General features: G+C 71.1%; 11 protein-coding genes. 3 read left to right on the top strand and 8 right to left on the bottom strand.

The features are described from left to right. Positions 1 to 63 precede the first annotated feature (63 nt). Together treS and glgB are read left to right on the top strand one after the other, a co-directional pair. Entirely contained in the window at positions 64 to 3,342 is a 3,279-nt protein-coding gene (gene treS / locus MCBMB27_RS05795) for a maltose alpha-D-glucosyltransferase (RefSeq protein WP_043379728.1), read from the top strand. Further along, positions 3,339 to 5,621: a 1,4-alpha-glucan branching protein GlgB gene (gene glgB, locus MCBMB27_RS05790; protein ID WP_053608224.1), complete on the top strand. Its 2,283-nt coding sequence runs from the start codon at positions 3,339 to 3,341 to the stop codon at positions 5,619 to 5,621. Before treS ends, glgB begins: the two co-directional genes overlap by 4 nt. A gap of 62 nt (positions 5,622 to 5,683) precedes the next feature. Here the strand turns inward: glgB and glgA are convergent, their stop codons facing one another. Beyond that, the gene (gene glgA, locus MCBMB27_RS05785; protein WP_043761084.1) at positions 5,684 to 7,222 is read right to left on the bottom strand and encodes a glycogen synthase GlgA; all 1,539 of its coding nucleotides are present in this window, start codon (positions 7,220 to 7,222) and stop codon (positions 5,684 to 5,686) included. 561 nt (positions 7,223 to 7,783) lie between these two features. Continuing rightward, entirely contained in the window at positions 7,784 to 9,370 is a 1,587-nt protein-coding gene (locus MCBMB27_RS05780) for an alpha-amylase family glycosyl hydrolase (protein WP_043379732.1), read from the bottom strand. Positions 9,371 to 9,795: 425 nt separating this feature from the next. Here MCBMB27_RS05780 and MCBMB27_RS05775 point away from each other — a divergent pair, with 425 nt between their 5' ends. Continuing rightward, positions 9,796 to 12,336, top strand: a complete 2,541-nt coding sequence (locus tag MCBMB27_RS05775; RefSeq protein WP_075381880.1) for a glycogen/starch/alpha-glucan phosphorylase — start codon at positions 9,796 to 9,798, stop codon at positions 12,334 to 12,336. Between the two features lie 76 nt (positions 12,337 to 12,412). Here the strand turns inward: MCBMB27_RS05775 and MCBMB27_RS05770 are convergent, their stop codons facing one another. The 6 genes from MCBMB27_RS05770 to MCBMB27_RS05745 form a co-directional block, all read right to left on the bottom strand. Further along, positions 12,413 to 14,110 (bottom strand): methyl-accepting chemotaxis protein, encoded by a 1,698-nt coding sequence (locus MCBMB27_RS05770; protein ID WP_075380042.1) that lies wholly within the window; start codon positions 14,108 to 14,110, stop codon positions 12,413 to 12,415. Between the two features lie 303 nt (positions 14,111 to 14,413). Further along, positions 14,414 to 15,478 (bottom strand): hypothetical protein, encoded by a 1,065-nt coding sequence (locus MCBMB27_RS05765; RefSeq protein ID WP_075380041.1) that lies wholly within the window; start codon positions 15,476 to 15,478, stop codon positions 14,414 to 14,416. 88 nt (positions 15,479 to 15,566) lie between these two features. After that, positions 15,567 to 16,502 (bottom strand): ferredoxin reductase domain-containing protein, encoded by a 936-nt coding sequence (locus MCBMB27_RS05760; RefSeq protein ID WP_085987674.1) that lies wholly within the window; start codon positions 16,500 to 16,502, stop codon positions 15,567 to 15,569. A 29-nt stretch (positions 16,503 to 16,531) separates the two neighbouring features. Further along, complete coding sequence (locus MCBMB27_RS05755) at positions 16,532 to 16,900, bottom strand: hypothetical protein (RefSeq protein ID WP_043352571.1); 369 nt, start codon at positions 16,898 to 16,900, stop codon at positions 16,532 to 16,534. A 108-nt stretch (positions 16,901 to 17,008) separates the two neighbouring features. Beyond that, entirely contained in the window at positions 17,009 to 17,248 is a 240-nt protein-coding gene (locus MCBMB27_RS30530) for a globin family protein (RefSeq protein ID WP_236952913.1), read from the bottom strand. A 220-nt stretch (positions 17,249 to 17,468) separates the two neighbouring features. Then, positions 17,469 to 20,345, bottom strand: coding sequence for an EAL domain-containing protein (locus MCBMB27_RS05745; protein WP_236952982.1), 2,877 nt, complete (start codon positions 20,343 to 20,345; stop codon positions 17,469 to 17,471). Between the last annotated feature and the right edge of the window lie 30 nt (positions 20,346 to 20,375).

Genomic DNA, 20,375 nt, shown 5'->3' with positions numbered 1-20,375 from the left:
GCCCGCTCCCGGCCGGTTCCCACCGCCGGTCCCGTCAGATTCGACCGATGAGGCAGCGACGCGATGATCGATCGCAGCGACCCGCAATGGTACCGTGACGCCATCATCTACCAGATCCACGTCAAGTCGTTCTTCGACTCGAACAACGACGGGATCGGCGACTTCGAGGGCCTGACCCAGCGCCTCGACTATGTCCGCGATCTCGGCGTCACGGCGATCTGGCTGATGCCGTTCTATCCCTCGCCGCTCCGCGACGACGGCTACGACATCGCCGATTACCGGGACATCAACCCGTCCTACGGGACCATGGAGGCCTTCAAGGCCTTCGTGGAGGCGGCGCACGCCCGGGGCCTGCGGGTCATCACCGAACTCGTGATCAACCACACGAGCGACCAGCACCCCTGGTTCCAGGCCGCCCGCGAGGCGCCCCCCGGCTCGCCGGAGCGCAACTTCTACGTCTGGTCGGACACCGACGAGCCGTACCGGGACACGCGGATCATCTTCCTCGATACCGAGGCGTCCAACTGGACCTGGGACCCGGTGGCCAAGCAGTATTTCTGGCACCGGTTCTACAGCCACCAGCCGGACCTGAACTTCGACAACCCGGCGGTGCTCGAGGCCGTCATCGAGGTGATGCGCTACTGGCTCGACATGGGCGTCGACGGCCTGCGCCTCGACGCGATCCCCTACCTGATCGAGCGCGATGGCACGAACTGCGAGAACCTCGCCGAGACCCACGACGTCATCAAGAAGATCCGCGCCGCCCTCGATGCCAGCTACCCCGACCGGATGCTGCTGGCCGAGGCCAACCAGTGGCCGGAGGAGACCGCCCAGTATTTCGGCGACGGCGACGAATGCCACATGGCGTTCCACTTCCCGCTGATGCCGCGGATGTACATGGCGATCGCCCGGGAGGACCGGCACCCGATCACCGACATCATGCGCCAGACCCCGGAGATCCCGGAGGGCTGCCAATGGGCGATCTTCCTGCGCAACCACGACGAGCTGACGCTCGAAATGGTCACCGCCGAGGAGCGTGACTACCTCTGGTCGTTCTACGCCGCAGAGCGCCGCGCCCGGATCAATCTCGGCATCCGCCGCCGCCTCGCGCCGCTCCTCGAGAACGACCGGCGCAAGATCGAGTTGATGAAGTCCCTCGTCCTGTCGATGCCCGGCACGCCGGTGCTCTACTACGGCGACGAGATCGGCATGGGCGACAACATCTATCTGGGCGACCGCGACGGCGTGCGCACGCCCATGCAATGGTCCCCGGACCGCAACGGCGGCTTCTCCCGGGCGAACCCCCAGAAGTTGTTCCTGCCGGCGATCCAGGACCCGATCTACGGCTTCGACGCCATCAACGTCGAGGCGCAGACCCAGGCGCAGACGAGCCTGCTGAACTGGACGCGGCGCATGATCGCGATCCGCAACAACAGCGTCGCCCTCGGGCGCGGCACGATCCAGTTCCTCTATCCCAGCAACCGGAAGGTCCTGGCCTGGATCCGCGAGCACGAGGACGAGCGGATCCTGTGCGTGGCGAACCTGTCGCGGGCGCCCCAGGCGGTGCAGCTCGACCTGTCGGAACTGCGCACCGCGGTGCCGATCGAGCTCACCGGCGGCACCGAGTTCCCGCCGATCGGCGATCTGCCCTACCTGCTGACCCTGCCGTCCTACGGTTTCTACTGGTTCAGCTTGAGCGCCGCGCGCTCCGGGGTGGTCGGCCCGCAGCAGGAGCCGCCGGAGCTGTTCACCCTGGTGCTCACCGGCGGGATCGAGACCCTGATGAGCGGGCGCGAGCGCGTCGCCTTCGAGCGCACGGTGGTGCCGCCGTTCCTGACGAGCCGGCGCTGGTTCGGCGCCAAGGGCTCGCGGATCAAGGCCACGAAGGTGGTCGACTGCGCCGCCCTGAAGGACGTCGACGGGAGCGCGCGCTTCCTGCTGCCGCGGCTGCAGGTGCAGCTCGCCAACGGCGAGAGCCATGAGTACTTCATGCCGGTCGGCGTCGAGGAGGGCCGCGAGGACGAGGCGCTGATGCCCTTCGCGGTGGCGCGGGTGCGCCGCGGCCCGCGGACCGGGCTGCTCTACGGCGCGGCCGGCTCCAACGACTTCGCCGCCTGCCTCATCGACGACATGCGCCAGGGCCGTGTGATCCCCACGGAGAGCGGCCGCCTCGTCTTCGCCGTCACCTCGGCCTTCGACCCGGAGGTCACGGTCGACGTGGCCGATATCCGCCGGCTGTCGGCGGAGCAGAGCAACACCTCGATCGCCGTCGGCTCGAAGATGATGCTCAAGCTGCTGCGCCGCCTGCAGCCGGGGCTGCATCCCGAGATCGAGGTCGGGCGCTTCCTCACCGAGCAGGCGGGTTTCTCCAATACCCCCGCCCTGCTCGGCACGCTGGAGCACGTCGCCGAGGACGGGACCCGGACGGCCCTCGCGATCCTTCAGAAATTCGTCGTGAACCAGGGCGATGCCTGGACCCTGATGCTGGAGGGCCTGCGCCGGGACTTCGAGACCGTCGTGCTCACCCCCGAGAGCGAGGCCGCCAGCCCCGAGGAGGCGTTCCAGGCCCACCGGCCCTGGGCGGATCTGCTCGGGCGGCGCACCGCCGAGCTGCACGCGGCGCTGGCGATCGAGACCGACGATCCGGCCTTCGCGGCCGAGCCGTTCACCGGGGACGATCTCGCGGTGCTGGCGCGCGACGCCCGCCACCAGGCGGAGCGTGCCTTCCGGGCGCTCAAGGGCCTGGCCGACCGGGGGCTCGATGCCGGCAAGCCGGCCTGCGCGGAACTCGGCCAGCGCCGGGGCGAGGTCGAGGCCCTGATCGCCGCGCTCACCGCCGAGCCGGTCCGGGGCGCCCACAAGACCCGCATCCACGGTGACTACCACCTGGGACAGGTGTTGGTCGCCGAGAACGACCTGATCATCGTCGACTTCGAGGGCGAGCCCTCGCGTCCGGCCGACGAGCGCCGGGCCAAGTCGATGCCCCTGCGGGACGTCGCCGGGCTGATGCGCTCCTTCGCGTACGGCGCCGAGACGGTGATCCGGGAGATCACCGCCCGGTTCGCCGATTCCGAGGGGCGGGCGCGGGACGCCGCCACGGCGTGGCGCGGCATGATCGAGGCGGCGTTCCTCGCCGGCTACGAGTCCGCGGTGGAGGGCTCGCGCGCCGCCGTGACCGACCTGGGAAGCCGGGCGCGGCTGCTGCGCCTCTGCCTGCTGACCAAGGCCCTGTACGAGGTCGATTACGAGGCCAACAACCGGCCGGACTGGATCGAAATCCCCGCCCGTGGGGTTCTGACCATTCTGGACACGGACGGACACGAGCCCGGAGCATTGGAATGACGGCGATCGACGAGACCTTCGCACGACGGGCCGCCCCGGAAGCGGGGACGGCGCGGAACGCGGATGTCCCGGGCTCCGGCGTCGCGCAGACGCCGAGCGTCCATCCGGACGCGATCGCGGCCCTGATGGCGGCCAATCACGGCGACCCGTTCTCGGTGCTGGGCCCCCATCGGGTCGGGCCCAAGGCCTGGGAGGTGCGCGCCGTGCTCCCCGAGGCGCGGGCCGCCACCCTGGTGATGGACGGCCGCACCGTGCCGTTCGAGAAGCGCCATCCGGACGGATTCTGGGTCGCGCGGGTCGAGGGCGAGCACCGGCCGCTCTACGAGATCGAGGTCGAATCCTGGGACGGCACGAAGCGCCGCCGCTACGACCCCTACGGTTTCGGCTCCTCAATCGAGCAGTACGACGTGGCGACGCTGCGCGAGGTCGGCACCAACCTCGTCTACCGGATGCTCGGCGCCCAGTCGGGCCAGCTCGACGGCATCGACGGCTTCCGCTTCGCCGTCTGGGCGCCCAACGCCCGCAAGGTCAGCGTCGTCGGCGACTTCAATGACTGGGACGGGCGCCGCCACCCGATGCGCCTCTGGCAGGACGGCGGCATCTGGGAGCTGTTCGTGCCGGGCCTCAAGGCCGGCGTGCGCTACAAGTTCGAGATCCGCGGCCCCGACGGCGCCCTGGTGCCGCTCAAGGCCGACCCGGTCGCCTTCGCGGCCCAGCACCCGCCGGAGACCGCCTCGGTCACCCACGGGTCGGGCGAGTTCGACTGGCGCGATTCGGGCTGGATGAGCACCCGCGGCGCCAAGGACCCGCGCCACGCGGCGATCTCGGTCTACGAGGTCCATCTCGGCTCCTGGGCGCGGGTGCCCGAGGAGGGGAACCGCTACCTGACCTACCGGGAGCTCGCCGAACGGCTGATCCCCTACGTCAAGGATCTGGGCTTCACCCATATCGAGATGCTGCCGATCACCGAGTTCCCGTTCGACGGGTCCTGGGGCTATCAGCCGGTCTCGCTGTTCGCCCCGACGAGCCGCTTCGGCACGCCGGAGGATTTCGCCGCCTTCGTGGACGCCGCCCACGAGGCCGGGATCGGCGTGCTGCTCGACTGGGTGCCGGGCCACTTCCCCCTCGACGCGCACGGGCTCGGCCAGTTCGACGGCACCCACCTCTACGAGCACGCCGATCCCCGCCAGGGCTTCCACCAGGACTGGGGCACCTACATCTACAATTTCGGGCGCACCGAGGTCGCGACGTTCCTCGCCGCCAACGCCCGGTTCTGGCTGGAGCACTACCACCTCGACGGCCTGCGCGTGGATGCCGTCGCGTCGATGCTCTACCTCGACTATTCCCGCCGCCAGGGCGAGTGGATCCCGAACCGCTACGGCGGCAACGAGAACCTCGACGCCATCGACTTCCTGCGGAAGACCAACGAGGCGACCTACAGCCACGCCCCCGGGACAATCACGGTGGCGGAGGAATCGACCTCCTGGCCCGGCGTCTCGCATCCGACCTATACGGGCGGCCTGGGCTTCGGCTTCAAGTGGAACATGGGCTGGATGCACGACACCCTGCATTTCATGCAGGAGGATCCGATCCACCGCCGCTACCACCACCACAACCTGACCTTCGGGCTGCTCTACGCCTTCTCGGAGAATTTCGTCCTGCCGCTCTCCCACGACGAGGTCGTGCACGGGAAGGGCTCGCTGCTCGGCAAGATGCCGGGCGACCGCTGGCAGAAATTCGCGAATCTCCGGGCCTATTACGGCTTCATGTGGGGGCATCCCGGCAAGAAGCTGCTGTTCATGGGCGGCGAGTTCGGCCAGGAGCGGGAGTGGAACCACGACACCAGCCTGGACTGGCACCACCTCGACGACCCGCTGCACAAGGGCGTGCAGAGCGTGGTGCGCGATCTCAACCGGCTCTACGTCTCGACGCCGGCCCTCTACAGCCGTGATGTCGAGCATACCGGCTTCCAGTGGCTGGTGGCGGACGATCAGGACAACAGCGTGATCGCCTGGGCCCGCAAGGGCGCCAAGCCCGGCGAGGTGGCGATCGTGGTCTCGAACTTCACGCCCGTGCCGCGCGAGGGCTACCGGATCGGCGTGCCCGCGGCGGGGTTCTATCGCGAGGCGTTCAACTCGGATGCCGGCGTGTATGGCGGGTCCAACCTGGGCAACCAGGGCGGCCGCCGCACCGAGGATCAGGCGAGCCACGGCCAGGGGCAGAGCCTGTCGCTGACCCTGCCGCCGCTCGCCACGATGATCTTCCTGCTGGAAGGGTGAGCGGAGACTCCCCTCCCCCCTCTGGGGGAGGGGGTTGAGGCGGCTGCGTCCGCGAGAAGGCCCTACGCGGCCCGCCAGCGCAGCGCGGTGCTGTTGCCGATGGCCCGGCCGTAGAGCCCGGCATAATTGTCGGCGGCCTGATCCCAGCCGAAGCGGGCCGCCATGGCCCGCCGCCGCATGGCGTTGAGGCGCTTCTTCTGGCCGAAGGCCTCCAGCGCCCGGCGGACCGCCGCCCCGAAGGACGCGGCCGAGGCCTCCGCGAAGGTGAAGCCCGTCACCCCGTCCTCGACCGTGTCGGCGAGGCCCCCGGTGCGGCGCACGATCGGCAGGGAGCCGAAGCGCTGCGCGTACATCTGGGCCAGCCCGCAGGGCTCGAAGCGCGAGGGCATCAGCAGGAAGTCGCTGCCCGCGAACATCCGCCGGGCCTGCGCCTCCTCGAAGCCGACATGCACGCCGACCGCCTCGGGATGGCGCTTGGCCAAGCCCCGGAGCGCCTGCTCGAACCGGCCCTCGCCCTGGCCGATCACCACGAGCTGGCCGCCCTCGGCCACGATCGCCTCGGCGGCCTGCAGGCTCAGGTCGATGCCCTTCTGGTGGACGAGGCGCGACACGATGGCGAAGAGCGGCCCGCGGGAAACCGCGAGGCCGAATTGCTGGCGTACCGCCTCGGCATTGGCCCGCTTGCCCTTCCAGTCGTCGATCTCGAAGCGCGTGGCGAGGTGCGGGTCGGTGCTCGGGTCCCAGGTCTCGTCGATGCCGTTGAGGATGCCGGCGAGCCGGCCCTGACCGGCGCGGGTGCGCAGCAGCCCGTCGAGGCCGCAGCCCAACTCGGGGGTCTGGATCTCCCGCGCGTAGGTCTCGCTCACCGTGGTGACCTGCGAGGCGTAGAAGATGCCGGCCTTCAGGAAGGACAGCTGCCCGTAGAATTCGGCGCCGTCGACCTGGAAGGCCGCCTCCGGCACGCCGAGCCGGGGCAGGGCGTCCCGGGGGAACAGGCCCTGATAGGCGAGGTTGTGGATCGTCAGCACGCTCGGCACCCGCCGGCCGCGCCAGGCGAGATAGGCCGGGGCCAGGGCCGCCTGCCAGTCGTTGAGGTGCAGGAGGTCGGCCGCCCAGTCGGGGTCGGCGCCGGCGGCGAGGTCCGCCGCCGCGAGGCTGAGGCGGGCGAAGCGCAGGTCGTTGTCGCCGAAATCGCCGTGCTGGTCGCCGTAGGGCGTGCCGTCGCGCTCGTAGAGGTCGGGGCTGAGCAGCACGTAGATCCGCAGGCCGTCGGCCGCCTCGACCAGGCCGAGGTCGCAGGCCGGAACCCCCGCGAAGCCCTCGAGACGGGCGACCACCGGAATCTCGGGGAACGCCGCGCGGACCTGCCGGTAGCCCGGGATCAGCACGCGGATGTCGTAGTGCGGCACCAGCGCCCGGGGCAGGGCGGCGGAGACCTCGCCGAGGCCGCCGGTCTTCACGAAGTCGGCCATCTCGGGCGTGGCGTACAGGATGCGGCGGCGCAGCGAGGCCGGACGGGCCGGCACCGGTACGGATACGACGCCGTCCCCCTCGCCGGACGACCACTCGGCGAAGGAACCACCACGGCGCGTATCGAGCATCAGCATTGATCCTGGCCGGGCGGAATGCCCCGGTCTGGCAGACGATCGGGCAGGCACGGCTGTCGCGATCTCAACCACGGCTAATACTCCTCCGTCGCGACGGTTCCGCTGCGACGCACAAAATAGGCCACCGTGAGAATTAAGCTTCACTTACCTATGTGGCGTCGCAGCACGAAATCGTGGCGGCGCGGCAAGTTTCGGCAGGCCGGGCGGCTTCCGGGATGGGGCGGCATCGGCCCAACGTCGATGCACAGGGCCGCGCCGCAGCGGCACCGCCCTATCCCGAATCACGTTCTGCGCGCCTGGACCGTGTCCGGCTGGGGGCTTCGGCCCTGCCGTCTCTGCGAGCGGAGCGAGGCCATCCACCCCGCGCCCGACGGCCGACGGCGCGCAGCCCTGAGGTATGGCACCGCGCGCGCGAGGACGGTCGTGGGCCGCAGCAGCCAGGGCTCCGGCCGCAAGCCATGTCGTGCCCCCGGCTCGGACCATGAGGCGCCGCCGGGCCGTTGGACCGGCGCCCGCGCCGAGGCGCCGCACCCGGATGGGCGGATCCGGTCCGGCTCACCCGCCGCGGCGCAGGATCACCCCCTCGGCGGGTCCGAGCGCCAGGGTGAGGCCGACCGTCTCGCCCGCCCGCCCCGCACGGGTCGAGAGCAGCACGGTCCAGTCGCCCTCGGGCAGCGGCAGATCCTGCGACGCCGCGCCGAAGTTCAGGAGCACGCGCAGAACGGCATCGTCGGCGAAGCGCTCGTAGGCGAACACCGCGGCGATCCCCAGCGGCACCTCCCGGTAGCCGCCCACGGCGAGCGCCGCGTGGTCGCGGCGCAGGGCGAGCAGCCGCCGGTACAGGGTGAGCATCGAGCCCGGATCCGAGCGCTGGCTCTCGACGTTGCAGGCTGCCCAATCCTCCGCCAGCGGCAGCCAGGGTTCGGCCGTGGAGAAGCCGGCCTGGGGATTGTCGTCCCACTGCATCGGGGTGCGCGCCGGGTCGCGGCCGTGCCCGGGCTCGTTGTACTCCCAGGGATCGCGGGCGCGCTCCGGCGGGATCGGAACATGGCCGAGCCCGATCTCGTCGCCGTAATAGAGGGTCGGCGTGCCCCGCAGGGTCAGCAGCAGCATCGCGGCGATGCGGGCCTGCGCCTGCCCGACCCGGGCGGCGATGCGCGGCTGGTCGTGGTTGCCCAGCACCCAGTTGGGCCAGCCGCCCTCGGGCAGGGCCGCCTCGTAATCGGCCACGAGTTCGGCCACCGCGTCGGCCCGCCACGGGGTCTGGATCAGCTGGAAATTGAACGGCAGGTCGGCACCGGTAAGGTCGGGGCCGTAATAGGCGACCAGCCGCTCCACCGGCAGGTAGATCTCCCCGATCAGGACGCGCTCGCCGTAGTCGCGCAGCACCGCCCGCATGCCGGCGATCACGTCGAAGATCTCGGGCCGGTCGGCGGAGTAGACCTGGGTGAAGCGGTTGATCTCCGGGGAACCCGGCGCGTAGTCGGGATTGGCCGGGTTGTCGCGGAACCCCGCATCCTTCATCAGGTGCCAGATCACGTCGACCCGGAACCCGTCGACCCCGCGCTCCAGCCAGAAGCGGAGCACGTCGTGCATGGCCGCCCGCACGGCGGGGTTGCGCCAGTTCAGGTCCGGCTGCTCCGCCAGGAAGGCGTGGTAGTAGTACTGGCCGGTGGCCTCGTCGCGCGTCCAGGCCGGGCCGCCGAAATTCGACAGCCAGTTGTTGGGCGGCCCGCCGTCGGGGGCGGGATCGCGCCAGATGTACCAGTCGCGCTTCGGGCTCGTGCGCGACGACCGGCTCTCGGCGAACCACGGATGCGCGATCGAGGAATGGTTCGGCACGAAGTCGAGGATCACCTTCAGCCGGCGCCGATGGGCCTCCGCCACGAGGGCATCGAAGTCGGCCAGCGTGCCGAACAGCGGATCGATCCCGCAGTAATCGGCCACGTCGTAGCCGAAATCCGCCATGGGCGAGGGATAGACGGGCGAGATCCAGACGGCGTCGACCCCGAGCCAGGCGAGGTAGTCCAGCCGCGCCGTGATGCCCGGCAGGTCGCCGACCCCGTCGCCGTTCGTGTCGTGAAAGGAGCGGGGATAGACCTGGTAGACGGTCCCGCGCTTCCACCAGACAGTGTCGGTCATGCTGCCCCTCCCGTTGGCGGCCCACGCTTAACCGCTGACCGGCGTGCTGGCGACCGGCGACGGATGCGCTCCGGGCGCGCGCCGGGCGGGCGCGGATCGGCGCGCCCGACACGGAGCGCCCGTCGAGAACCGCGTCCCGGGCATGACCGTGAGCCGCATCGCCGGCGTGCATGACCTTCGCGCAGCGCCGTCGCGCAGATCTGTGCCTGGAATGTCACGCCGCCGCGCCATATGTCTCTCAGCGTACCCGCGGGCTCCGATCGAGCGGCGCTGCCACGACTTCGCCGGAAGCCGACCGCATCGTCGGATGCTTCGGGGCACGGATCGTCCGTCCGTTCATGCGGCGGCAATCCATCAAAAGAGATAATCCGCCCACGATACCCCCGGCGCTAGAATCCGGGGCGACGACTTTGGGGGACCCGCACGTGTTGAACGATGTTCTGACCCGGCCTGTGCCACAAGATGTCGCGCGCGACGAGCGCGCTCCCGAGGCCCCGGCCGCAGGCTCCTGGACCGCCCCGGTGCTGTCCGCAAGTGGTGACGCGGGGGTCGACCTGCGGGAGTCGATCCGCGCCAAGCTCACCTTCGCGCTGGGCCGCACGCCCGAGACCGCACGCCCGCGCGACTGGTTCGCGGCGACCGCCCTGGCCCTGCGCGAGCGGATCGTGGCGGCCGCCCTGGCCGCCGAGCGCAGCGTGCCGAACAAGCGCGTCTACTATCTGTCGCTGGAATTCCTCATCGGCCGGCTGATGTCGGACGCGATGAACAACCTGGGCCTGACCGAGACCACCCGCGCCGCCCTGCGGGAACTCGGGGTCGACCTCGACGCCGTGCAGGAGGCCGAGCCCGACGCGGCTCTGGGCAATGGCGGCCTCGGGCGGCTGGCCGCCTGCTTCATGGAGAGCATGGCGAGCATCGGCATCCCGGCCATGGGCTACGGGATCCGCTACGACCACGGCCTGTTCCGCCAGTCCTTTGAGGACGGCTGGCAGCGCGAGGCGCCGGAGACCTGGCTCGCCGAGGGCAATCCCTGGGAATTCGCCCGGCCCGAGGCGACCTATGCCATCGGCTTCGGCGGCACCGTGACCATGTCCTCCGCGGAGGAGGGGGTGATCCGGCGGCACTGGCAGCCGGCCGAGACCGTGCGGGCGGTGGCCCACGACGTGCCGGTGGTCGGCTGGCGCGGGCGCCACGTCAACGCCCTGCGCCTGTGGAAGGCCGAGGCCGGCGAGCCCGTGGACCTCGCCCGGTTCAACGGCGGCGACCATGTCGGCGCGGTGGCGGCGCGGATGCGCGCCGAGGCGATCTCCCGGGTGCTCTATCCGAGCGATTCCTCGGCCGAGGGCCAGGAGTTGCGCCTGCGCCAGGAATACTTCTTCACCGCGGCCTCGATCCAGGATCTCGTGGCCCGCCACGTGGCCGAGCGCGGCGACGTCCGGTCCCTGCCGGACCACGCCGCGATCCAGCTCAACGACACGCACCCGGCCATCGCGGTGCCGGAGCTGATGCGCATCCTGATCGACGCGCACGGCCTCTCCTGGGAGGATGCGTGGCACGTCACCACGCACACGCTGCACTACACGAACCACACCCTCCTGCCCGAGGCGCTGGAGACCTGGCCGGTGGAGCTGATGGAGCGGCTGCTGCCGCGCCACATGCAGATCATCTACCTGATCAACTGGATGCATCTGGAGGAGCAGGCCAAGCACGCCCGCCAGGACACCGCCTCCGACAACGCCGCCTACCTCGCCTCGATCTCGCTGATCGACGAGTCGCACGGGCGGCGGGTGCGCATGGGGCATCTCGCCTTCCATGGCGCGCGCCGGGTCAACGGCGTCTCGGCGCTCCACACCGACCTGATGCGCTCGACGGTCTTCTCCGACCTGCACGCCCTCGACACGGACAAGATCGTCAACAAGACCAACGGCATCACCTTCCGCCGCTGGTTCCACAACGCCAATCCCGGCCTCACCCGGCTCGCCGTGGAGACGGTGGGCGCCGGCGTGCTGGACAATCCCGAGCTGCTGCGGGGCCTGGAAGCCCATGCCGAGGACCCGGTCTTCGTGGCGCGCTACGCGGCCGTGCGCCGGGAGCGCAAGGAGGCCCTGGCCGACCTCATCGCCGAGCGCACCGGCATCGACGTCGATCCGGCCGCGCTGTTCGACGTGCAGGTCAAGCGCATCCACGAGTACAAGCGCCAGCTTCTCAACATCCTCGAGACCGTGGCGCTCTATCAGGCGATCAAGGCCGAGCCGCACCGGGACTGGACGCCCCGGGTGAAGATCTTCGCCGGCAAGGCGGCGCCGAGCTACGTCCAGGCCAAGCTGATCATCAAGCTCGCCTGCGACGTCGCCAAGGCGGTCAACGACGATCCCGAGGTCGCGGGCCGGCTGAAGGTGGTGTTCCTGCCGAACTACTCGGTGAGCCTCGCCGAGGCGATCATCCCGGCCGCCGACCTGTCGGAGCAGATCTCCACCGCTGGGCTGGAAGCGTCGGGCACCGGCAACATGAAGTTCGCCCTCAACGGCGCGCTCACGGTGGGCACCCTCGACGGCGCCAACATCGAGATCCGCGACCATGTCGGGGCGGACAACATCTTCATCTTCGGCCTGGAGGCCGACGGGGTGAAGGCCCGGCAGGCCGAGCCGGACTACGCGGCCAAGGCGATCCAGGCCTCGCCGCGGCTGGCGGCGGCCCTCGACATGATCGCCGCGGGGCGGTTCTCGCCGGAGGAGCCGGGCCGGTTCCGGCCGCTCACCGACGACCTGCGCCGGCGCGACCAGTACCTGCTCACCGCCGATTTCGACGATTACTGGCGGGTACAGCGCGCCATCGACGCCGCATGGCGCGATCCGCGCGGCTGGTGGGCGAAGGCGATCCGCAACACCGCCCGCATGGCGTGGTTCTCCTCCGACCGGGCGATGCGCGAATACGCCGAGGAGATCTGGCGGGTCCGCCTGGGCTGAGCCGTCGGCCGCCCGACCCGCTCCCATGCGGAAGCGGGTCGGCGCGGGGCCTGCCCGCTCCGGAAGGCTCCGGCCCTCAGGCGGCGCGAACGCCGACCAGGAAGCGGTCCATCTCCGCCGACAGCCGCTCCGACTGGCGTGACAGGGCCGTGGCGGCCGCGAGCACGTGATCGGCCGCCACGCCCGTGCGCTCCGAGGCCTCGGCCACCCCGACGATGGTGCCGGTCACCGCCGTGGCACCCCGGGTCGCGTGGGCGATGTTGCGCACGATCTCCTGGGTCGCCGCGCCCTGCTCCTCCACGGCCGCGGCGATCGCGATCGCCACGCCGTTGATCTCGCGGATCCGGTCGATGATCCCGCCGATCGCGCCGACCGCGGAACCGGTCACGCCCTGGATCCGGCCGATCTGGGCGGCGATCCCGTCGGTCGCCTTGGCGGTCTTCTCGGCCAGGGCCTTCACCTCGGCCGCCACGACCGCGAAGCCGCGCCCGGCCTCGCCGGCGCGCGCCGCCTCGATGGTCGCGTTGAGCGCGAGCAGGTTGGTCTGCTCGGCGACGGACGCGATCAGCCGCACCACGTCGCCGATCTCGGAGGCCGCCTGCTGCAGTTCGGCCACGAGGCCGGCGGTCTGGTCGGCCTCGCCGACCGCCTGCTGCGCGAGGTCGGACGAGCCGCTCGCCTGATGGCCGATCGCCTGGATGGCGCTGCCGAGCCGCTCGGTCGAGGCCGCCACCGCGTTGATGTTGGCCGCCGCCGCCTCGGCCGCCGCCGCCACCGCGCCGGACTGGCTGGCCGTCTCCTGGGCGGTCGTCGTCATCTGGTGGGCGGTGCCCTCCAGTTCTCCCGCGGCCGACGAGACCTGCTCGACGATCCTGGCCACCGCCTCCTCGAAGGTCCGAGCGAGGTCCATCGTGGCCTCCTTGCGCACGGCGGCGGCTTCAGCGTCCGCCCGCCGTCGGCGCTCGGCCTCCGCGGCGGCGTTGCGGGCGACCATGGTCCTGATCGCCTCGACCGCCCGCCCGACCATCCCGATCTCGTCGCCGCGCTGCGCCTCGACGATCGCGGCCTCGACGTCGCCCTGCGCCATGCGCCGCAGGACGGCGACGAGGCGCTGCAGCGGCCGCGTCGCGCCGAAGACGACGATCACCGCGGAAAGGCTCAAGGCGGCGAGCAGGCCCGCCAGGGCGGAGCCGATCAGGACCGTCCGCGCCTGCTCGGCCTCCTGCCGGGACGCGCGCCTCGCCTCGCGGAGGCGGGCCGTCGCCTGCGCCTCGTAATCCTGGGCCGCCCTGTCGAACTGCGCCCGGACCTCACGGCTCGCGACGACGCCGACCTGGATCGCCGCAGACCGGTCGTTCCGGAGGGCGAGGTAGTTGGAGCGGTCGAGCAGGTCGAAATAGTCCCGGGTGATCGCCCCGATCTGGCGCTGCATCGCCGCGATCTCCTCGCGCCGCGAGCCCTCGGCCAGCGTCTCGATGCCGTCGGCCACGGCCTTGACGTCCTCGTCGTAGCGCCTGCGAAAGAGCGGGAGGTCCCCTTCAGGGCGGCCGATGATCAAATTGCGATTCATGAGCGCGGCATCGACGAATTTTTCGCGAACTTTCGCGAATATCTCGAGCCTAGCGAAATAATAATCGACCAGATATATGTTTCTTTCCTCCATATATTTGAGACCCACAATCGAATAAAATACGACCCCCGTAGCGACGATCACCATGAACACGATGGGCACGGACATTTTTACATGCAGGCTTGCATTCCGTAGAAACCGCATATCATCCGATCCCCTCATGATTTCAAAATATCCCTTAGCATAAGACCGCGGCAGAGATCCACGCGCCGCCACGATCGTCTGGCGACGACAGATCACTCGAAGAATGAAACGAATATTTGTTCATATGCAAATACTGATAATATCGAAAAAATACATCAGCGCCATTGAACCGATCGAGCGGTGTGGGCGCGCGTCCGGGAGCGCCTGGCCGATCCGGGTCGGGGATGGAGCGGTCTCGCCGGCGGGCGCGGGCGGGCGCCGTGAGGCCCGGCGTCTCCTTCGCGCCCGGCCCGGGCCGGAATCTCAGGCCCCGCGGACGAGGCCGAACCGCGGCCCGAGGCGGCGCAGGCCGCGCCGCAGCCGGTGCAGCAGGCGCGCGGCGCGCTGGGCGAGGCTCAGCCTGCGCCGGCAGACGACATGCGACACGCGCCCGATCCGCGGGCCCGGATCCGGCGCCCCCTTGCGCAGGGCGATGTCCGGCCGCTCCGCCGATTGCGCGATCGTCAGCGCGCGCGCCGCCGGCAGGGTGACGCTGCGGAACATCGAGCGCGTGTAGTAGGAGAACTCGTCGTAGGCGACGAGATCGTGCCCCCGTCCCTTCGCCGGGTCCTGGACCGTCAGCGTGCCCGCCTGGGGGCCGTAGGTCACGAGGAGACCGATCACGTCGCGGGGCCGCCCGAGGGGGACGGTGACGCGGGTGCCCTCGGGAATCTCCAGGAAGTCCAGCGGGATGCCGTTGCGGCGCAGGGCGAACCCGCAGGTCAGACCGGGGAGGGCGCGCAGCGGCACGGCCTCGAACCGGCCCGGCAGGGTCCGGAACCGGTCGATATAGGCGCGGCCCGGGGGCGGCGCGCGCAGGAAGCTGTAGACCAGGGTGCCGTAGAGGTCGGCGCCCACCGGCGTGACGTGGGTCGCATCCGTCAGGAGGTAGGTGATGTCGCCCGCGCCCGCGGCCGCCACCGGGGCGGCGATGTCGAGATAGGGGATCCCGTAGAGGGCGCGGTACTCCGCCAGCAGGCCGGCGACGGGCTCGGCCGCGTAGTCGACGCCGCCCTGGTGGAGGTTGAGGAAGGCGACGGGCAGGTCCCGCCGGGCGGTCGCCGCGAGGATGTCGTCGAGATAGGCCCGCATCGTCGCGCCGTCGAAGTAGCGGACGTTGCCGGTGAACAGCTCGAGGAGGACGCCGTCGCAGGGGAGCGCGTCCAGGATCTCGTCGATCAGGGCGGCGATGGAGGGCAGGGAATGGCCGCCCCAGCCGCTGCGGAGGAAGGTGACCGGACGCCCCTCGGCCTCGGCCAGGGCGTTGGCCCGCTCGACATAGCCCGGCAGCTCCGTGACGCTGTAGCCGAGGCAGAGGACGCGGACCATCGGGGCTCGGATCGGGCTCAGGATCGGCCCCGTGCGGCCGGCCCGGCGCCGGTAGCAGCCGGACGCCGCCGCGTCGAGGCGACGGCGGTCAGTCGATCACGATCGGGTAGCAGCGGGCGCCCACCGCGGCGGCGAGCACCTGCACGGCGCCGACCGTCGAGACGTCGCCCGCTACGTGGACCACGTCGGTGGCGCGCAGGCTCGGCAGGTGGGCGCTGAGCGGGCCGGAGCGCACGTCCGGCGGCCGCTGGCGGCCGCGATCGGCGCAGAGCACGATCCGGCCGACGCCGGTGCGGCGCAGCCAGTCCAGGCTCTCGCGCATGTAGAGGTCCAGGGCGTCGCGGGCGCCGACGGCCAGGGCCATCTCGCGGGCGGGCTCGACGTAGCGGGCCGCCCGGGCGATCGCCCAGATCGCGCCGAAGCCGGCGCCGGCCGCCACCAGCACGAGGCGCCCGCCCCCGGGGCGGTACTGCCCCCGGCCGACCGGCCCCTTGAGGCGCACCGGCTGGTCGAGGCGGAGCGCGTCGAGGGGATCGCCCTCGGGGTCGCGGGCGACGTGGAACACCACGTCGTTGATCTCGGTCGTGCCGTCGACCCGCAGGGTCGGGGACAGCGTCAGGGTGGGCAGGCCCGCGAAGGTCACCAGCGCCTGGTGGCCCGGCTCGCCGGTGGGGCGCCGGGTCAGGGTCGCGACGACCTCGAGGATTCCGGGGCTGAGCCGGCGGATTTCCGTGACCGTGCCCTTGCGGACGGCCACGGGCGGCGGCGCCGCCGCCTCCTGGCCCTGGATCGGGGCGCCGGGAAGGGCCGGGCGCAGGGCCTCGGCCCTGGCCCGGCGGGCCGGATGACGGCGACCGGACGGTGCGGCGCTGCCCTGAGCGAGGCCCTGGCCGGCGAGCAGGTTGCCGGGCTGCGCCTGGAGCGGGGCGATCATGCCCTCGGCCAGCGCGGCCTCCAGCGGCGTATCGCCGGTCGAGACACGCACCGACCGACCGTTGACGACGAGCGAGCAGCGCGCCCCCATGGCTCTCCCCCGCATGCGCTTGTGACGGATCAGCGGGCGCGGATCAGGAGCGAGTCGACCAGGGCCGCCCAGCGCTCGCGGGTCGCGCGGACATCGTCGGTCGGGGCCGAGTCGGTGAGGAGCTGGCGCTGCGCCCGCAGCGACTCGACCTCCTGCCGCTGGGCCCGGAGCACCGCCTTCATCACCTGCAGCTCGGTCTCGAGGCGGGCGATCTCGTCGGCCTCGTCCAGCGCATCCGACGGATCGTCGAAGGCCTCGGGGGATGGATCGGCATGGCGGGGATCGCGGAGCGGCATCCGGGTCCGGGCCTGCTGCTCCAGCCGGACCGGCCGGGCCATCAGGCGGCGCACGAGGTCGGAGCCCCCTGCCTGCTGGTAACGCCGTGCCGCCTCGGCCATCCGACCATCCCCTTCCCGGGCGCTGAAGGGCCCGTCCATCCACAGGAGCTTGGTCGAACATGGTTAAGGGTGGCTTAAGCCGATCGACGGCTTTCGCCGTTTCGGCCTTCAGGCCGCGTCCGCCTGCAGTATCGCGCGGGCGGCCAGCGCGTGGGTCTCCGTCCGGGCCTCCCGGACCTCCGGGGTGAAGTCCGCGCCGAGGCCCTGTTCCAGGGGCCACGGCAGGGGCGCGCCCACCGGCGCGCAGGGGGCGTCCTGCGTGTCGGCCACGGGCCTTGCGTCCGAAGCCTGGAGCGCCGGCGCCCCGGTCTCCGGATGGCTCGGGCTGGCCACCGCCGGCCCGAGCATGGCCGTCGGCGTCTGCTCGGGCCTGTGCGCGGGGAAGCAGGGATGCACCTGCGGGGCGACCTCGAACAGGCGGCCTCAGGACAGGTCGGCCGTCCCGGCGATGGGCCGCACCTTCGCGAAGCCGTCCCGCACGAGCCTGACGTGGTCCGGAGGCATCGCATCCCCGGCCGCGATGGTGTCGGTGGCCGGCAGCACAGCTGTCGGCCCCGCAGGAGGGATCTCAGGCCGCCTCAGGCGCCGCGCCGACGATCTGGCGGGCCTGCAGCATGGTCATCGGCTCGCCGAAGGCGGGGCCCAGCGCGTATTCGCAGCCGAGCCCGGCCAGCGCCTGGGCGTCGGCTTCCGATTCGCAGCCCTCCGCCACGATGGCGAGGTTCAATTCGCTCGCCATGCGAACGATAGAGCGCAGGATCGCGGTCTGCCCGGTGCCGATCTGGCGCACGAAGGTCGCGTCGACCTTGATCGTGTCGAAGGGGAAGCGCTGGAGATAGGAGAGCGCCGAGTAGCCGGTGCCGAAATCCGACAGGCACAGGCCGGCGCCGAGGTCGTGGATCCGGGCCAGCATCTGCGCGGCGTATTCCGGATTCTCCATCACGAGGCTCTCGCTGAATTCCAGCTTGAGCGAGCCGGGCAGGGCCCCGGAGCGGGCCAGCACGGTCTTCACGTCGTGCAGGAGGTCGTGGCGCAGGAGCTGGCGCGAGGACAGGTTGCAAGCCGCGAAGATCGGCGGCTCGACCTCCAGGGAGCGCTGCCAGGCGGCGAGTTCCAGCGCGGTGCGCTCCAGGGCGAAGATGCCGAGATTGACCACGAAGCCGCTCTCCTCGGCGAGCGGCATGAAGGTCGAGGCCGGGATGCGGCCGAGCTTCGGATGGTCCCAGCGCAGGACGGTCTCGAACCCCGCCACCGTGCGGTCCTCGAGGCGGACCACCGGCAGGAACAGCACCCGCAATTCGTTGCGCTCGATCGCCTTGCGCAGATCGCTCTCCAGCATCAGCCGGTCGGAGCGGTCGGTGCGCATATGGGCGCGGAACACCTCGATGCGGTCGCCGCCGTTGCGCTTGGCCTGGATCATGGCGATCTCGGCGCTCTTGAACACCTCGTCGCGCTTCAGGTTGGCGCCGGCCTCGTAGAGGGCGAGCCCGATCGAGACGGTCAGAAAGATCTCCCGGTCCGCGTAGGTGATCGGCGTGGCGATCGCCCGGCGGATCATCTCGGCGAAGGCCAGGATCCGGTCGGGGTCGCGCTCCGACAGGAGGATCACCGCGAACTCGTCGCCCGCGACCCGGGCCAGGGTGTCCTGCGGCCGCAGCAGCCGGCCGAGCCGGCGCGACAGGGTCAGCAGGATCGAATCGCCGGCCGACAGGCCGATGGCGTCGTTGATGCCCTTGAACCGGTCGACGTCGAGCACGATCACGGTGGGCTTGAGGCGCTGGTCCTGCCCGGCGAAGGCGAGCGCCGCATCGAGCCGGTCGCCGAACAATTCGCGGTTCGGCAGGCCGGTGAGGCTGTCGTGCACGGCGTCGTGGAGCAGGCGCTCCTCGGCGGTCTTCACCTCGGTGACGTCCGCGATGGTGCCGACCACCCGAATCACCTCGCCGTCGGCGCCGATCACGGGCCGCGCCTTCAGCCGGTACCAGAAGAACGCGCCGGCCTCCGAGCGCAGGCGGAAATCGTGGACGATGCGGCCACGCCGCTCCTCGATCACCGTGTCGAGGGCCGCCGAGTAGCGCTCCACGTCGAAGGGGTGGAGCGCGCCGAGCCAGTTGGTGGCCGGTCCCTCCAGCGTCCCCCGGGCGAGGCCGAGCTGGCCCTCGATCTCGGGGCCGACGAAGACCCGGTCGGCGGGCACGTCCCAGTCGAACACCACGTCGCCGGCGCCGGTCAGCGCCAGCGCACGCCGCTCCGTGTCGGACACGAGGGCGTGGCTGAGCCCGCCCCCCGCGAAGGCGTGCTGGAGCACCGTGAAGCCGATCAGCATCACGATCAGCACGAGGCCGCCGATCAGCGCCGGCTGCACGAGGTCGCTGCCGATCTGGCCGGTGACCGCGAAGCCCGCCGCCGTCACCCAGACGACGAGGAGCAGCCAGGTCGGCACCAGCAGGATGGCGCGGTCGTAGCCGTTATGGGCGGCGAGGTAGACGATCAGCAGCAGGCCGATGCCGGCCACCGCCGCGATGGAGATCCGGGCCACGCCCGCCGCCACCGGCGGGTCGAACACCGCGAGCCCCACGAGGCCGGCCAGGAAGGCGAGCCAGAAGAACGCCACATGGCTGTAGCGCACGTGCCAGCGGGCGAGGTTGAGATAGGCGAACAGGAAGACCAGCAGCGTCGCCCCGAGCACCGCCTCCGCGGAGGCCCGGTAGACCCGCTCGGCCAGTTCGGTGACCGGGAAGACCCGCTGCAGGAAGCCGAAATCGATGCAGGCATAGGCGAGCACCGACCACGCGAGCGCGGCGGCGGCCGGGAAGATGATCGCGCCCTTGACCACGAACACGATGGTCAGGAACAGAGCCAGCAGGCCGCTGATCCCGATGATGATGCCCTTGTAGAGGGTCAGGCCTGCGGCCTTCCGGCGGTAGGCGTCCTGGTCCCAGAGGCGGAGCTGGGGGACGTTGGAGCCGCGCAGTTCGGCCACGTAGGTGACGGTGGCGCCGGGATCCAGCGTGATGGTGAACTGGTCGGCTTCCGGGTTCTCGTCGCGCTCCGGGCGGATGCCCTGGCTCGCCGTGATGGCGGCGATCCGCGAGCCGCCGAGATCGGGCCAGATCACCCCGGAATCCACCAGCCGGAAATGCGGGGCGACGAGGATGCGGTCGATCTGCTCGTCGGTGTCGTTGGTGAGCGCGAACACGATCCAGTCGGGCCGGGCGCCGGCGTCGCGGGCCTTCACGACGATGCGGCGGACGATGCCGTCCTTGCCGGGCGCCGTGGAGATCTGGATCAGGTCGCCGTCGGAGCGGTAGCGCTCGATCGCGGTGGTCAGGTCGATCACCGGCGCGTCGAGGGTGACGCGGACCGCTTCCACGGCCCGGGCCGGCCCCCCCAGCGCGAGGGCACCGACGAGACCGCCGACCAGGGACAGGAGGAGGGCGAGGATGCGCAAGGGTGTCTTGACTTCCGGCCGTGC

The sequence above is a fragment of the Methylobacterium phyllosphaerae genome (assembly GCF_001936175.1).
Taxonomy (GTDB): domain Bacteria; phylum Pseudomonadota; class Alphaproteobacteria; order Rhizobiales; family Beijerinckiaceae; genus Methylobacterium; species Methylobacterium fujisawaense.
This window is presented reverse-complemented; position numbering and strand designations above follow the sequence as displayed.